15 protein-coding genes are annotated in these 14509 nt (G+C 68.1%); 5 read left to right on the top strand and 10 right to left on the bottom strand.

Features of this window, described 5'->3' with window-relative positions:
* Position 1: 1 nt before the first annotated feature.
* The 5 genes from AD72_RS09280 to AD72_RS09255 all read right to left on the bottom strand — a co-directional run bounded on the left by AD72_RS09280 (position 2) and on the right by AD72_RS09255 (position 5909).
* A complete protein-coding gene (locus AD72_RS09280; protein WP_031466028.1) occupies positions 2-634 on the bottom strand; it encodes a hypothetical protein in 633 nt (210 codons plus the stop codon).
* A 75-nt stretch (positions 635-709) separates the two neighbouring features.
* Positions 710-2647 carry a maleylacetate reductase and hydroxyquinol 1,2-dioxygenase domain-containing protein gene (locus tag AD72_RS37140; RefSeq protein ID WP_063890725.1) on the bottom strand — a complete coding sequence of 646 codons (1938 nt, stop codon included), beginning with the start codon at positions 2645-2647 and terminating at the stop codon, positions 710-712.
* Positions 2644-4395, bottom strand: coding sequence for an FAD-dependent oxidoreductase (locus AD72_RS09265; protein WP_037345217.1), 1752 nt, complete (start codon positions 4393-4395; stop codon positions 2644-2646). The genes AD72_RS37140 and AD72_RS09265 overlap by 4 nt, the downstream gene beginning before the upstream one ends.
* 115 nt (positions 4396-4510) lie before the next feature.
* Positions 4511-5422: an AraC family transcriptional regulator gene (locus AD72_RS09260; protein ID WP_031466025.1), complete on the bottom strand. Its 912-nt coding sequence runs from the start codon at positions 5420-5422 to the stop codon at positions 4511-4513.
* 19 nt (positions 5423-5441) lie between these two features.
* Complete coding sequence (locus tag AD72_RS09255) at positions 5442-5909, bottom strand: MarR family winged helix-turn-helix transcriptional regulator (protein ID WP_031466024.1); 468 nt, start codon at positions 5907-5909, stop codon at positions 5442-5444.
* Between the two features lie 86 nt (positions 5910-5995).
* Between AD72_RS09255 and AD72_RS09250 the strand changes: the two genes are divergently transcribed.
* The 3 genes from AD72_RS09250 to AD72_RS09240 are packed head-to-tail and all read left to right on the top strand — an operon-like array spanning position 5996 to position 8172.
* Positions 5996-6553, top strand: coding sequence for a YceI family protein (locus AD72_RS09250; RefSeq protein WP_031466023.1), 558 nt, complete (start codon positions 5996-5998; stop codon positions 6551-6553).
* 27 nt (positions 6554-6580) lie between these two features.
* Positions 6581-7558, top strand: a complete 978-nt coding sequence (locus tag AD72_RS09245; protein ID WP_031466022.1) for a ring-cleaving dioxygenase — start codon at positions 6581-6583, stop codon at positions 7556-7558.
* Positions 7555-8172, top strand: a complete 618-nt coding sequence (locus AD72_RS09240; RefSeq protein WP_031466021.1) for an alpha/beta hydrolase — start codon at positions 7555-7557, stop codon at positions 8170-8172. The genes AD72_RS09245 and AD72_RS09240 overlap by 4 nt, the downstream gene beginning before the upstream one ends.
* Before the next feature lie 28 nt (positions 8173-8200).
* Here AD72_RS09240 and AD72_RS09235 read toward each other — a convergent pair whose 3' ends face one another.
* The 3 genes from AD72_RS09235 to AD72_RS09220 all read right to left on the bottom strand — a co-directional run bounded on the left by AD72_RS09235 (position 8201) and on the right by AD72_RS09220 (position 10501).
* Complete coding sequence (locus AD72_RS09235) at positions 8201-8944, bottom strand: hypothetical protein (protein ID WP_031466020.1); 744 nt, start codon at positions 8942-8944, stop codon at positions 8201-8203.
* Positions 8945-9061: 117 nt separating this feature from the next.
* Positions 9062-9409, bottom strand: a complete 348-nt coding sequence (locus AD72_RS09230) for a histidine triad nucleotide-binding protein (protein WP_031466019.1) — start codon at positions 9407-9409, stop codon at positions 9062-9064.
* A 672-nt stretch (positions 9410-10081) separates the two neighbouring features.
* Positions 10082-10501: an SgcJ/EcaC family oxidoreductase gene (locus AD72_RS09220; RefSeq protein WP_031466016.1), complete on the bottom strand. Its 420-nt coding sequence runs from the start codon at positions 10499-10501 to the stop codon at positions 10082-10084.
* A gap of 109 nt (positions 10502-10610) precedes the next feature.
* Here AD72_RS09220 and AD72_RS09215 point away from each other — a divergent pair, with 109 nt between their 5' ends.
* Together AD72_RS09215 and AD72_RS09210 are read left to right on the top strand one after the other, a co-directional pair.
* Positions 10611-11054, top strand: a complete 444-nt coding sequence (locus AD72_RS09215) for a MerR family transcriptional regulator (RefSeq protein WP_031466015.1) — start codon at positions 10611-10613, stop codon at positions 11052-11054.
* Positions 11055-11132: 78 nt separating this feature from the next.
* Positions 11133-12167 carry an aldo/keto reductase gene (locus AD72_RS09210; protein ID WP_031466014.1) on the top strand — a complete coding sequence of 345 codons (1035 nt, stop codon included), beginning with the start codon at positions 11133-11135 and terminating at the stop codon, positions 12165-12167.
* Positions 12168-12171: 4 nt separating this feature from the next.
* Here the strand turns inward: AD72_RS09210 and qcrB are convergent, their stop codons facing one another.
* The gene (gene qcrB / locus AD72_RS09205; RefSeq protein WP_031466013.1) at positions 12172-13776 is read right to left on the bottom strand and encodes a cytochrome bc1 complex cytochrome b subunit; all 1605 of its coding nucleotides are present in this window, start codon (positions 13774-13776) and stop codon (positions 12172-12174) included.
* Positions 13777-13969: 193 nt separating this feature from the next.
* The gene (locus tag AD72_RS09200) at positions 13970-14482 is read right to left on the bottom strand and encodes a MarR family winged helix-turn-helix transcriptional regulator (protein WP_231644767.1); all 513 of its coding nucleotides are present in this window, start codon (positions 14480-14482) and stop codon (positions 13970-13972) included.
* Positions 14483-14509: the final 27 nt, after the last annotated feature.

Raw genomic sequence — 14509 nt, 5'->3', positions numbered from 1 at the left:
TTCATGCTACGGAGTAGAGGCGGGAGAGACTGGCTTGACGGCGCTGTGTAACGGCGAGTTCGTTCAACAGGTCCCGGTCACAGCGGGCGAGCAAGGCGTGCGCGGCGTTCAAGGCCTGATCGGGAAGCCCGCCCAGCGTCGGCCGGGCAACGAGATCGAGTGTGGTCTGCTCGATCGTGGTGATCCATCCCTGGCCGAGTTCACCGGTGTGGTGCTGCACGTCCAGGGAGCTGACTCGGCGACGTGCGAACAGAACCATCGCATCCCGGTCGGCCAGATGCAGGGGCGGACGGTGGCGGCTGGTCGCTACCACCGCGATAGCCAGCCCGCGTGGGATGGCCGTGTGCACGCGAGCAGCGGATAGCCCCATCAGTGCGACCGAGGCGGTGCCCTCGTCGGCCACGGCGATCCCCAGCGCGACCGCCTCCAGCTCGGGGCGCCAGTCGCGGCCGAGCTGGTCGTCGGGAACGGGGACGTAATACCCGGTCGCCAACCGGTGCAGGGCGCCGGCCCGTTCGAGCCGGGCGAACTCGGGGCGCGGATGCGCATACACTCCGGTGGCATCACGGGGGCGGAGTACCCGCGAGGAACCGTGGAGTAGTTCCGGTGGCACTCGCGCGGGCGTATGGGGCATAAGTGTCACCTCCGTAGGCTTTAACCCTACGCTCATGCCACAAATATGGCCAACATGCAGTGTCACACCCTCCCGTCAGCGGGCGGGTGCCAGGACGATGTCGAACCGCGCCCTGTGCCAGGGGCGCTTCCCGAGGTCCCGGCCGTCCGGGCCAGGTGTTCCCGCGGGCTGTTCGGTGAAGTCCTTGATGAGCGAGTCCTTGACCCCGAAGACGGCGTCGCCGATGGCCAGCTGTGGATCCGCGCGCACGAAGATGTGGGTCACCAGGGTGCGGAACCGCTCGGCGGAGACCATGAAGTGCAGGTGGGCGGCGCGCACGGGGGAGCGGTGCACGGCATCGAGGAGCGCGCCGACCGGCCCGTCGTGCGGAATCGGGTACGGGGTCGGGGTGCGGCACCAGAACCGGAAGCTCCCGTCGTCCTCGGCGAACAGGTGCCCGCGACCGGTGACCCGGCCGTCCGGGTACTGCACGTCGTAGTGTCCGGTCTCGTCGGCCTCCCAGACCTCGATGCGTGCTCCGGGGACGGGATTTCCCTCGGTGTCGCGCACGGTGCCCTGGACCCAGCAAGGTGTGCCGGAGGCGTCCGCGGCGATGTCCCCGCCGTTGCCGATCAGTGGCGAGTCCTCGACGAAGAACGGGCCGAACACGGTGGCTTCGGTCGCGTCCCGGTAGGCCTCGTTGTTGACCGCGATGGTCTGCATCGAGGCGCCGAGCACATCGGAGAGCAGGATGAATTCCTGGCGTTTGTCGTCGGTGATGTGCCCTGCGGCGGTCAGGAAATCGATGCCCCGCTGCCATTCCTGTTCGGTGAGCCGGGTTTCCCGGATGAACGCGTGCAGGTGCCCGGTCAGCGAGCGCATCAGCTCCCGCAGCCGCGGATCCGGGGTGTCCTCGAACGAGGCCAGTACTTCCCCGGTCAGCCGCTGCTCGACGCGCTGCTGCTTCCCGGGCGAAGGCTCCGCGGGATCCCGGCCCTCCCAGGCGGAGGTGAGCAGGGCGGTCAGGTTCTCCTCGGTGACCGGGCGCGGATTGCCGGGCGGCACCGCGTCCAGGATCAGCCGCGCGGCCTCGGGAATCGCGGACTTCTCGAGACCCACCGAGCGCAGTGTGTGCGTGGCGCCGAGATCGGTGTAGAGCGCGGACAATCCGGTGACCGGGTCCTCGGCATCGAGTGCCGCGGCGATCCGGTTCGCGGCCTCCGGTGCCGCCGGTGCGTTGAAGGCCAGCACGTACGGCAGCACCGCGGTGTGCGTGCGCGCGTGCGGCAGGTCGTAAGCGCCCCCGAGGACATGACAGATCTTGTGGTGCAGCCCGGAACCGGCGGAGGTGAACGCCACGGCGGCGAGATAGGCGCCGTAGAGGGTGCGCTCGCGCCCTTCCATACCGGTGGGATCGGCCCGGATCAGCCGCAGCCCGGCGGCCAGTGCGCGGATGGCTTCGCCCGCGAGCGCCTGATCGATCGGATCGATGCGCGGGGCCCACAGCGCGTCCACGCAGTGCGCGAGCGCATTGCACCCGGAGGCCACGGAAAGCTCGACCGGCAGGGACCGGGTGAGCGCGGCGTCGTAGATGACGGTGCCGGGCAGCACCCGCTCGTCAACGCCGGTTGTCTTGCGGGAGGACTCGGTCAGGCCCCACACGTTGGTCGCCTCGGAACCCGCGTAGGTGGTGGGTACGGCGATGATCGGCAGCCCGGTGGTCAGCGCGACGGCCTTCGCCAGCCCAGTCGCCGAACCGCCGCCCACACTCACCAGCAGGTCGGCGCCCGTTTCGGCGGCCTGTGCCCTGGCCCGTTCGGCGTTCGGGACCGGGACGTGCGGGGCGATCTCCGTGCAGCGCCCGGCCACCTGGATGGCCGCGCTCACCCGTTCGGCAGGCTGGTCCGCGGAAGCCAGCAGCAGCACCCGTTCCGCACCGAGCCTGGCGACTTCCTCGGCCAGGTGCTCCGCGACCTTGCCGGTGCCGAACCGCACCCGCTGGCCGAGCGTGACGTGATCGAATTCCGGTTTCATAGCTCATCTCCTCGGTTCAGGATGGCCGTGAGCGCGCCGTCGAGCGCGGCTTCGGGATCGGCGGGCAGCGCGGCACAGCGCCAGCCGATGTGTTTGTCCGGGCGCACCAGTACGGCGCCGTCCTCGGCGACACCGCACATCCGTGCCCAGTCGAAGTAGAGATCGGTGACCGCGCGGCCCGGCCCGATCACCACGGCGGTCAGCGGTATGCCGAGGCGCTCGGCCACCCGCGGCGCGGCGGATTCCCATGCCTGGCCGGTGATCCCGGTGAGGAGGGTGAACCGGCCGTAGGCGGCGAGATCGTGTGTCGAGTACCGCCGTGCGCTGTCGCCGACCCACACGTGCGGCAACCGTGCTCCTGGATAGGTGGACGGCTCGTAGTACAGCTCCGGATCGCGGCTCGGTTCGGGCCGAGTGGTGCCGTCGGCGAGCACGGCGGTGGAAACGTAGCACTGGCCCAGTTCCACGCCGTGCGCGTTGAACTCGTAGTTCTTCAGCGCCATGGCTTCGCGCACGGCGGCGCGTTTGGCGGCACCGGCGGCGCTGTCCTGCTTGCGTTCGGCGATGGCCGCGCGCGACTGGTCCTCGGTCTCGGCCCCGTCCAGGCCGAGCGCGGTGAACAGCGCGCCGAACTCCCGGGCCGATTTGTTGGCCCGCGCCACGATCTGCCGGGCGACCGGGGCGCGCTCGGCGGAGTAGGTGTCCAGCAGCCCGGTACCCGCCTGTGCGCCGAGCACGGCGGCGAGCTTCCAGGCCAGGTTGTAGGAGTCCTGAATGGAGGTGTTGGAACCGAGTCCGTTGCTCGGCGGGTGCTTGTGCACGGCGTCCCCGGCGCAGAAGACCCGGCCCCGGTGCAGCCGCGTGGCGTACTGCTCGTTGTTGCCCCACAACGAGATCCCGGTGATCTCGGCGCGCAGTTCGGGTTCACCGACGAGATCGCGCACGATCTTCAGGGCGTCCTGCTCGCTCACCTCGGGAACACCCTGCTCGATGTCGAATCCCCAGACGATCAGCCATTCGTTCCACGGCCGGACCATGCGCACCAGTCCTGCTCCGATGCCGCCGATCTCGGCCCCGGGCTGGATGACCCAGTACAGCGCGGAGGGACGGTGCCCGCAGAGCCGGGTCAGGTCCGCGGTGAACGTGATGTTCATCGAACCCGCGATGTCCATCTCGCCCTCGTACGGCAGCCCGAGATCCGCGGCCACGGCGGACCGGGCGCCGTCCGCGCCGATCAGGTACTTCGCGCGGATGGTGTATTCGGCGCCGGAGAGCCGGTCGCGCACCCGCACATCCACGCCGTCCGCGTCCTGGCTGTGCCCGAGGTATTCGGTGCTGAACCGGGTATGGGTGCCCCGCGTCGTGGCATTGCGGACCAGGATCGGTTCCAGATGGTTCTGCGGGATGTCACAGTTCAGCGAGGGCGAGGCCAGCTCGTAGTCGGCATGCCGGGCCGGATGGGTACCCCAGGCCAGGATCCGGCCGATCTCCTCGCCCGCCAAGGAGGTACAGAACACCGTGTCGCCGATCAGCCGATGCGGTGTTGCCTCGGCGAGTACCTGATCCTCGATCCCGAGGTCGCGGAAAATCTCCATGGTGCGCTGGTTGGTGATGTGCGCGCGGGGCGTGTTCGCCGTCCAGCGGTATTTGGTGACCATGATGTTCGGAATGCCCAGTGTGGACAGGAAAAGCGCCGCCGAAGCACCCGCGGGCCCCGAACCGACGATCAGCACATCCGTCTCGACCATGCCGGAGGCCTCCTTTTTCCGGACCGGCCACGTCGCCGGTAGCTCGGGAGCACCGTGACAGGTTCCGTGCGGCCCGGGAACCACGATGCTCCGGGATGGCGGATCCAGGCAAAAATCACCGGCGCGCGCGGTCGCGCAGCGGTGAACTGCCGAACCTGGCCCGGTAACTGCGCGAGAAGTGCGCCGGGGAGGCGAAACCGTGCCGGGTGGCGAGCTCGGCGATCGGGGTTCGCGCCCGGTTCCGGTCGGTCAACGCGCTCCGGGCCGCGTCCAGCCGCGCGGCCAGCACCGCCTGCGGCACGCTCTGCCCGGACTCGGCGAACAACCGGGACAGCTGCCGTTCGGAATAACCTGCCGCCGCGGCGATCCGGCTCGCGGACAGCTCCGGTTCGTGCAAGTGCGCGTCGATATAGGCGCGCGCAGCGGCGAGCCGATCGGTGGCCGGTGCCCCGAGCAACCCCGCGAGCAGGCCGAGCACCGTGCTCTCCAGCGTCTCCCAGTCGCCGTGGCCCGCGAGTGCGCCCGTCACCGCCGAAGCGAGCGCCTTCCCCACGCCGTCCCGGAAACCGAAGACCCGCGGACCGGCAGGCGCGCACCGTCCCGCCGTTTCGCGCAGCGCGGTCCGTGGTGCCGTGAGCACCAGTTCGGTGAGCCCGTGCGGGAAACCGCGCCGAAACGGCCGGTCGGCATCGCACACCAGCGCCTGGCCGGGGTGCAGCACCCAGGTGCCCTCGCGGTCGCGGAACCGTCCCTCGCCGGCCAGGGCGAAGTACACGACGATCCCCTCGGCCGGGTGGCGTGCGATCTGGTCCGGATCCCGGCGCACCACGTGCGGCGAACCGCTGACCCTGGCCAGGCCCAGCCGCGGCAGGCGCAGATTCAGCTCGGTGCCCTCGAACGGCCGGTCGTCCAGCGCGCGGGCGCGCAGTCCGAGCAGCGAGCGGGCGTTGTGCTCCTCCCAGGCCGCGAGCCGGTGCGCGCGCGGCAGATCACCGGTGCGGAACCGGATCAGTCCTGGCGGGTCCATGGGGCACGTCCTCTTCCGCTCATGCCGGTTCCGGTCCGCCGCGCCCCAGCCTGCCGAGCACCCGCGCGCTGATCGCGGCCAGCGCCGCTACCTCCTCGGCGCTGAGGTGATCGAAGACCAGGTCCCGCACGGTGTCCACGTGCGCGGGCGCCGCCTGTTCGATCGCCTGCCTGCCCTTCTCGGTGAGCACGATGAAGGCGCCGCGGGCGTCGTCCGGGCAGTCCTCACGCGCGATGAGCCCGCGCTTGTTCATCCGGGCCAGATGGTGGGAGAGACGGCTCTTCTCCCATTGCAGCGCATCGGCCAGCTCTCCGACGCGCATCCGCGGTTCGGTGCGGTCGGTGAGCTGGACGAGTACGTCGAAATCGGCGAGGGACAGTCCGGAGTCCGCCTGCAGCTGGCGGTGCAGGTGCGCGCTGAGCTGCGCGTTCATGTCCAGGTAGCCCCGCCAGGCACGTCGTTCGTCATCGCTGAGCCATCGCGTCACGGAATCCAGTCTACCGGAATAGTTGACACATCACCTATGTTGGAGTCAGTATCAATATGACACGTCAACTAATTGGAGGTACCGAGATGACCACGGCGAGCGACTACACGCAGCTGACCGGCGAGTACACGATCGACCCCGCGCACAGCCGCCTTGGTTTCGTCGCGCGGCACGCGATGGTGACCAAGGTGCGCGGCGCGTTCAACGAGTTCGAGGGCACCGCACGCGTGGACGGCGAGAACCCGGCGAACTCCTCGGCGGCACTGGCGATCGCGGCGAACAGCATTGACACCCGCAACCCGGACCGGGACGCGCACCTGCGCAGCAACGACTTCCTGGCCATGGAGGAGTACCCGGAGATCACCTTCCGGTCCACCGAGATCACCTGGACCGAGCAGGACACCTTCGAGGTGACCGGTGATCTGACCATCAAGGGCGTGACCCGTTCGGTGACCGTCCCGCTGTCCTTCGAGGGCCAGGCCACCGACCCGTTCGGGAACAGCCGGATCGGTTTCGAGGGCTCCACCACCATCAACCGCAAGGACTTCGGCATCACCTGGAACGCAGCGCTGGAGACCGGGGGAGTACTTGTCAGTGACAAGATCGTGCTCGAGTTCGAACTCTCCGCGATCAAGCAGAACTGACCGGCCCGCCCGATTCGAAAAGGACCGATGACACTCGCGACCAGCGGCCTGCACCACGTCACGGCGATCGCCGGGAACCCGCAGGCGAACGCGGACTTCTACCTGCGCACCCTCGGGCTCCGGCTGGTCAAGACCACCGTGAACTTCGACGCGCCGGACGTCTATCACCTCTATTACGGGGATGAGCAGGGACAGCCGGGCACGCTGCTGACCTTCTTCCCGTTCGGCAAGGTGGCGCCCGGTATTCACGGCAACGGCCAGGCCACGACCACGGCGTTCTCGGTACCTGCCGCCTCGATCGGCTGGTGGCGGGATCATCTGCGTGAGCTCGGCACCGAGGTCAGCGAGGTCACCGAACGCGACGGGGAGGCAGCGCTGACCTTCCACGATCCGGACGGACTCGAACTCGCCCTGGTCGCGCACCCCCAGGGCGACCCGCGTGCACCGTGGGACAACGGGATCATCCCGGCCGAGCACGGAGTCCGTGGACTGCACTCGGTGACCCTGTCCACCGGCGATGAGGGCGGCACCATCGCGATGCTGGCCGAGCTCGGCCTGCACGCCCAGAGCCAGGACGGCAACCGGTTGCGGTTCGCCGCGGGCGAGGGCGGACCGGGGGCGCTCGTGGATATTCTGGTGGATCCCCGCGCACCGCATGGGCTGGTCTCCGGTGGCTCCGTGCACCACGTCGCCTGGCGGGCCCCGGATGAGCAGACCCAGCTGCGCTGGCGTGCAGAACTCGTCGAGCGGGGTGTGCAGGTCACCGAGGTGCGGGACCGGCAGTACTTCCGGTCGATCTATTTTCACGAGCCCGGTGGCACGCTGCTGGAGATCGCCACCGATGAACCGGGTTTCGCGATCGACGAGCCGCTGCTGGAGCTGGGCCGCGCGCTGAAGCTGCCGCCGTGGCTGGAGCCGACCCGCGAACAGATCCAGGCCAAGCTGGCGAGCCTGTCCGTTCCGGAGGAGAACAACCCCGGATTCGCGGAACGGGAGACCGCATGACCGCGGTACTGGACCGCCCGCACGTGTGGTTGCCCGGGGAAACCGGGCAACCACCGCTGCTGCTCCTGCACGGCACCGGCGGGAATGAGCACGATCTGCTGGCACTGCGCGAACAGCTCGCGCCCGAGGCCCCGGTGCTCTCGGTCCGGGGCACCGTGCTGGAGAACGGCATGCCGCGGTTTTTCCGGCGGCTGCGCGAAGGCGTGTTCGACGAGGACGATCTGCGTGCCCGTGTCGACGAGCTCGCCGCGTTCCTGGAGGCCGCGGAACGGCACTACGGTGTCGCGCCCGGTTCCTGGTACGCCATCGGCTTCTCCAACGGCGCGAACATCGCCTCGGCCACGCTGCTGCGCAGGCCGGAGCGGCTGGCCGGTGCCGTGCTGCTCGCCGCGATGGTGCCCTTCCGGCAGCCGCCCGAGGCGGACCTGAGCGGTAAGCGTGTGGCGGTGGTCAACGGCCACGCCGATCCCATGGCCACTCCGGAGCACACCGCACGGCTCGTCGCGGACCTGCGGGCCGCGGGGGCCGAGGTCACCCGGATCGATCATCCCGGCGGACACACCATCGACGCGCGCACGCTGCCCCGGATCGCGGAGCTCCTGCGCCGGTCCTGAACGGCAGGGCGTGCTCGGGCGGGGCGGCTCACCAGTCGCCGAGGTCGAAGCCGCCGAAATCGCCGAAGTCCCCGCCGTCCATGCCCATGTCCATACCGCCGAAATCGCCGCCCATATCGCCCATTCCCGGGTCGAAGCCACCGGCGTCCCAGCCGCCGCCGAAGCCGTGCATGCCGGAGAACAGCGAGTCGAACAACAGCATCGAGCCCACACCCCACGCGCCGCCGATCAGCGCGGGCTTCCACCACGGCTCCGAGTACCAGCCGCGTGGCACCGGGCGGCCGGCCACCGTGCCACCGGGGTAGTAGTGCGGCGTCTCCTCGCCGGGGTTCGGCGAGGCCGCGTAGTCATGGCCCTCCACCTGAACCTTGCGATTCTCGGTCACCGAGCCCGCCGCGCGCTGCCCGTCCATCTCCGGCAGCTCCGGGCCCGGATCCAGGCCGAGCGCCTCACGCGCCGCACGCACGTAGTACAGGCCCTCCATCGCGGTGTGCGTCGCCAGCTGGCACTGCCGCGTCGTGCTCGCCTGCTCGATCTGTGAACCTGCCGCCGTGTACCGCTCCGAGGCATCCGCGATCGCCTGCTTCGCCGCCGGTTCCGTCGTGCCCTCCAGCTGGAAGACCTGCCCGCCCAGCCGCTCGATCCAGCGCCGCGCCTCCGCCTTCGCATCGCCGAGCTCATCGGCCTTGCGGTCGTTGCCCCGCTTGGTGAACAGCACGATAGCGGCGATCACCACGACGAGTAACACGACAATCACGATCGCGGTGTTCACGGCGGCCTCCAGCGCACATCAACAGCAGTCACCGAGTGCAACGAAGGAACGGGCCGGGGAGTTCCCCGTTGCCCGGTGGGCAGGCCCAGCGCTCGGCGGGGTCGGCGTTCGGCGGGCTCAGCCGGGAGGCCACACCATCGCGCGGCCGCCGAGAACATGGCAGTGCACGTGGAACACCGTCTGCTGCCCGTCCTTGCCCGTGTTGAACACCAGCCGGTAACCGCTCTTCGCGATGCCCTCGAGCACCGCGACCTCCTTGGCCGCCGTCAGCAGCGAAGCGGCCACCGACGGCTCCGCCTCCGCCAGCTCCGCCGCATTGGCATAGTGCGCCTTCGGGATGACCAGCACATGCGTCGGCGCCTGCGGGTTCAGATCCCGGAACGCCAGCACCTCGTCGGTCTCGTGCACCACCGTCGCCGGGATGTCCCCGGAGACGATCGAGCAGAACAGGCAGTCTTCACTCATAGCGGCACCCTAATGCGAATGGCCGATCTGAGGGGACCGGGATCGCGTGGCCGCCGGGGTGCTCTTGTCCGTGCTGGTCGCGCACCGGCTCTTCGAACGTGGTTCGGGCGGATTGTGAAGTTCGATTCGCTTTGCTGTTCATAGTAAAATGACTGGTTCCAATCTGGGAGGCGATGATGTTCTACGGGTCAGGACAGTTTCATCAGGTCTCGGGTCGCCGCGGTGAGCGGCATGTGCGGCCGAACGAGCGGGTCTCGTCGGAGCAGGCTTCGCGGAAGGCGGAGATCGACCGTGTCCGGCAGGCGCGCGGGTCGTGGTGGAGCCGCATGATCGCCCGTTTCCGCGCGCGTGGTTCGGATCCCTACTCCGCGCCACGCTGAGCGCGCGTCATCGTCGATTTCGTTCGTGATGGACCGTTGACCAGGGATCTGGGAATAGGTGGTTTCGGTGTACCTCGGTGGAGGCGGAAGTTCGTGGGTCAATACCCGGAATGAGGAGAGCGCGAAACGGTTCGTTCAGCAGCAGCAAATGGAGTCCGGGCTCGACGGGGATCGGCTCCAGCGTTCCGATGAGATACGCCGTCGTTTCTGGGGCTGGGTCCGCTCGCAGTTCCGGCGGGTCCGGGGCGGGAAGTAGCTCGGCTCGGACCCCCTGCGGCGACTGTGTGATCGTTCAGGCTGGCGCGAGCGTGTCCTGGCGTGCCCGGATCCACCAGCGGCCCTCCTGATTGACAAGGACATATGACGTGATCATGGTGTGGTCGAGCTCGAGCGGTTCGCCGTCGGCATCGACCGCGTGTGCGCGCTGGTGCACGAGTGCGACATCGGGGCGAAGGAAGATCGGCTCGGCGGGCGTATAGCGGGCGCGCATCCCGTGCAGCTCGGCCGCGAAGCCGCGCCGGTATCGCTCGTGCAGCTCGGCGCGCCCGGAGAGCACGGTTCCGTTCGCCTCGATCACGATGGCGTTGGCGGTGAAGTGGGTGCTCATCAGCTCGGCGTCGGCGGTGTTCAAGGCTGTTTCCAGGTCCGTGACGATAGCTCGGATCGCGGTGGCCTCGGTGCTCTCCGGCGGATTCGGGGTCGATGGAGTCATACGGGCAGTATCGGGTCTCCACTTGACCGGATATCAAGCATCGCGCCGAACGTGTGGCTGTGACCTGCATTGTTGTCTTGGAGTGGGCTCCAACGCCTACGGTTGCCGCATGGCTGGGAACGGGCAGGCGGCGATGTTCGGTATCCGGGATGTCGCGGAGCAGACGGGGCTGAGCATGGAGACCCTGCGCTGGTATGAGCGTGCGGGGCTGGTGCCTCCGGTGCACCGGGGCAGCGATGGCCGGCGCCGGTACTCGGCGGCGGAGGTGGGCTTCGTCCGGCTGATCGTCTGTCTCCGGCGCACCGGGATGCCGGTGGCCAGGGTGCGGGAATTCGTGGATCTGGTGCGCCGGGGTGCGTCCACGCATGGGAAGCGGATGACCCTGCTCACCGAGCAGCGGGACCGGATCCTGGATCAGATGGCGCAGTTGCGGGCGGATCTTGCCACGGTGGAGCACAAGATCGGGCATTACGGCGAGCTGATCGAGGCCGGGCTGGACTGCGAGGGTGCGCCGGTCTCGGCGCGCACGGCCGAGCTACAGCGCCGCGGCTGACCGGGCGGCGGAACACCGAGCCCGCCCGATTACGGAAATAGTTCTGCAAAGAAAGTTCTGCAAAGAAAAGTGGGGATCATGCTGCGCAGGAACCTCGGCAAGACCGGGATCTCGGTGAGCAAGTACGCGCTGGGCACGATGCATTTCGGGCCGTGGGGCAACAATGAACCCGCTGAGGTCGGCAGGTTGATCAACACCGCGCTCGACGCCGGTATCAACCTCGTGGACACCGCGGACATGTACTCGGGCGGGGAAGCGGAACGGCTCGTCGGCGCGGCGATCCGGGGCAGGCGCGATGACGTCGTGCTGGCCACCAAGGGACATTTTCCGATGGGAGAGGACCCGAACAGCAGTGGGAATTCCCGCCGCTGGATCACCAGGGCCGTGGAGAACAGCCTGCGCAGGCTCGGTACGGACCGGATCGACCTGTACCAGATCCACCGCCCGGACCCGGACACCGATATCGACGAAACCCTTTCGGTGCTCTCCGATCTCGTGCGGGCGGGCAAGATCATGGCGATCGGTTCCTCGGATTTCTCCGCCGCGCAGCTGGTGCGAGCCCAATGGGTGGCACACGAGCGCAACCACATCCCGTTCCGCAGCGAGCAGCCGCCCTATTCGATCTTCGTGCGCGGGATCGAACGCGATGTGTTGCCCACGGCGCGCGAATACGGCCTCGGGGTGCTCACCTGGAGCCCGCTCAACAGCGGATGGCTCACCGGCCGCATTCGCGATGAGCGGATCGAGATCAGCGGATTCCGGGAACTGATCGCGCACAAGTTCGATCTGGACCTTCCCGGGAACCGGCGCAAGCTCGAAGCGGTGGAACGACTGCTCGCCCTCGCCACGGATAGCGGGATCTCGCTGACCCATCTCGCGCTCGCCTTCGCCGCGAGCCACGCGGATGTGTCCTCGGTGATCCTCGGGCCGCGAACCGGTGCCCAGCTCGACGATCTGCTCGCCGCGGCGGAGATCCAGCTGACCGACGAGGTGCTCGACCGGATCGATGCGATCGTGGCGCCGGCGACGGACCTCAATCCCGGGGACACCGACTACACACCACCGCATCTCGCGGATGCCGCACTGCGCAGGAGGCCGCCGGCGCAGCGCTGACCGCTCAGTGCGGTTCGTGCTGATCCTGCCGTGCTTTCTCGAGTGCCTCGATCTCCTCGGGCGGGTCGGCCGCACGCCAGATCCCGGACATTCCGCGACCGGTGTAGCCGAGCTCGTTCATCTTCTTGGGAACCGAGGCGCCCTGGTATTCGAGCGGGATCGCGTGCCCGTGCTCATCGGTTCCGCCCAGTGGCTGGTGCACCTCGATGAACTCGCCGTGCGGCAACCGTTTGATGATCCCGGTCTCGATCCCGTGCTCGAGTATCGCGCGGTCGGAGCGCTGCAGGCCGAGGCAGATCCGATAGGTCACGTAGTAGGCGATCGGCGGACCGATCAGCAGCAGGATGCGCCCGCCCCAGGTCATCGCGTTCAGCGAGATGTCGAACTTGAAGGCGATGATGTCGTTCGCGCAGGAAATGAACATCACCGCGTAGAACGTGAGGGCGAGCGCCCCGAGCCCGGTCCGTACCGGAACATCCCGCGGCCGCTGCAGCACGTTGTGGTGTGCGGTGTCCTTGCTGAATTTGCGTTCGATGACCGGATACATGATCGTCAGCGTGATGATCACACCGAAGGCCATGAGCGGGAAGAAAACCGCGGGAACCGTGTAACTGCCGAGATAGATCTCCCAGTCCGGCCACAACCTGATCAGCCCGTCGGTCCAGCCCATGTACCAGTCCGGTTGTACCCCGGCGGATACTTTCCCGGTCGAATACGGGCCGAGATTCCAGATCGGGTTGATCTGGAAGATCCCGCTGATCACGGCGAGCAGTCCGAGCACGACCGCGAAGAAGGCCCCGGCTTTCGCGGCGAACACCGGCATGATGCGCACGCCGACCACGTTGCTCTCCTTGCGGCGCACTCCGGGGAACTGGGTGTGTTTCTGATACCAGACCACGGCGAGGTGTACCGCGATCAGGCCGAGAAGAATTCCCGGAAGAATGAGGATGTGAATGGTATAGAGCCGGGGAATGAGCTCGTTTCCCGGGAATTCCGAACCGAAGATCAGCCAGTGAATCCAGGTGCCGATCAGTGGAACGCTGAGAATTCCGCCGGACATGGCCGCCCGGATGCCGATTCCGGAGAGCAGATCGTCGGGGAGGCCGTAGCCGAAGTAGCCCTCGAACATTCCGAGCACGAGAAGCAACGCGCCCACGAACCAGTTCGTCTCGCGTGGCCTGCGGAACGCGCCGGTGAAGAAGATCCGGCACAGGTGCGCCACCATCGCCGCCACGAACAACAGTGCCGCCCAGTGGTGCAGCTGCCGCACGAACAGCCCGCCGCGCACATCGAAGCTGATGTTCAGGGTGGACTCGTAGGCCCGCGACATCTCCACACCGCGCAGATTCGCGAACGAGCCGTTGTAGGTGACCTCCTGCATCGAGGGGTCGAAGAACAGCGCCAGATACGTGCCGGAAAGCAGCAGCACGATGAACGAGTACAGCGCTATTTCCCCGAGCATGAACGACCAGTGCGTGGGGAAGACCTTGTTCAACTGGCGGCGGATGCCCGCCGCGAACCGCAGGCGGGCATCCAGCTCGTCGGCGGCCTTGCCCGCCTGCTTCAGCGCGACTCCGGCGGTCTTCGTCGGGGTGGTCAGTGAGCTCATCGTTGCGCTCCCGGTGCGAATACGCGGTGCACGCGCTACGCGATCCTACGGCAATGACACCACGATGTCCTACGACAGCAATATCCCGATACCCTGCGCATATCGAGGCTAGACCGGGTGGTGAGATCCCCGCAACAGCGAGCCGGTGTGGTGCGGCTCCGTGTGGCGCCGGGCACGGTCGGCCCGGGGCGGCTCATGCCACGGGGCCCTCCAGCGCGAGCAGCAGGGTGCGCAGGTCCTCGTTGATCCGGTGTTGTTGTTCCCGGCTGAGTGGGGAGAAGACCTCGCGCTCGGTCTCGGTCTTCCCGCCGAACACCGCCTTGGCGCGGGCCCGTCCCTCTTCGGTGAGCACGACACTCACGCTGCGCCGGTCGGCCTCGTCCACCTCGCGCGTGACCCATCCTTTCGCGGTGAGGCGGGACACCCGGTTGGTGACCGCGCCCGAGGTCAGCTGCAGCTGCCGCATCAGCTCACCGGCGCTGAGCCGGCAGTCGGGATCGGCCCTGCGCAGGCAGGCCAGCATCTCCAGTTCCCACAGTTCGATGCCCTGCGGGGCGAGTTCGCGCCGTATCCGGGTTTCCAGATGGTGTGCGATGCGGCGCATGCGATAGCTGAGCGCCTTGGCTTCGAGCGTCCCGGCGTCGTGCGGGGCCGAGATGGCCTCGATCAGCGCGTCGATCATGTCGCGATCGGTTCCGGAGGTCACAACCACGAAGAGTAACAGGCCTTGATC

This window comes from Sciscionella sediminilitoris (assembly GCF_000737195.2).
Taxonomy (GTDB): domain Bacteria; phylum Actinomycetota; class Actinomycetes; order Mycobacteriales; family Pseudonocardiaceae; genus Sciscionella; species Sciscionella sediminilitoris.
The sequence above is the reverse complement of the archived record's forward strand: the minus strand, read 5'-3'. Positions and strand labels throughout refer to the sequence as shown.

Excerpts from the sequence above, each read along its gene's own strand:
- AD72_RS09280 (WP_031466028.1), bottom strand. The coding sequence starts at position 634 with ATGCCCCATACGCCCGCGCGAGTGCCACCGGAACTACTCCACGGTTCC.
- AD72_RS37140 (WP_063890725.1), bottom strand. The coding sequence starts at position 2,647 with ATGAAACCGGAATTCGATCACGTCACGCTCGGCCAGCGGGTGCGGTTC.
- AD72_RS09265 (WP_037345217.1), bottom strand. The coding sequence starts at position 4,395 with ATGGTCGAGACGGATGTGCTGATCGTCGGTTCGGGGCCCGCGGGTGCT.
- AD72_RS09260 (WP_031466025.1), bottom strand. The coding sequence starts at position 5,422 with ATGGACCCGCCAGGACTGATCCGGTTCCGCACCGGTGATCTGCCGCGC.
- AD72_RS09250 (WP_031466023.1), top strand. The coding sequence starts at position 5,996 with ATGACCACGGCGAGCGACTACACGCAGCTGACCGGCGAGTACACGATC.
- AD72_RS09245 (WP_031466022.1), top strand. The coding sequence starts at position 6,581 with ATGACACTCGCGACCAGCGGCCTGCACCACGTCACGGCGATCGCCGGG.
- AD72_RS09240 (WP_031466021.1), top strand. The coding sequence starts at position 7,555 with ATGACCGCGGTACTGGACCGCCCGCACGTGTGGTTGCCCGGGGAAACC.
- AD72_RS09230 (WP_031466019.1), bottom strand. The coding sequence starts at position 9,409 with ATGAGTGAAGACTGCCTGTTCTGCTCGATCGTCTCCGGGGACATCCCG.
- AD72_RS09220 (WP_031466016.1), bottom strand. The coding sequence starts at position 10,501 with ATGACTCCATCGACCCCGAATCCGCCGGAGAGCACCGAGGCCACCGCG.
- AD72_RS09215 (WP_031466015.1), top strand. The coding sequence starts at position 10,611 with ATGGCTGGGAACGGGCAGGCGGCGATGTTCGGTATCCGGGATGTCGCG.
- AD72_RS09210 (WP_031466014.1), top strand. The coding sequence starts at position 11,133 with ATGCTGCGCAGGAACCTCGGCAAGACCGGGATCTCGGTGAGCAAGTAC.
- qcrB (WP_031466013.1), bottom strand. The coding sequence starts at position 13,776 with ATGAGCTCACTGACCACCCCGACGAAGACCGCCGGAGTCGCGCTGAAG.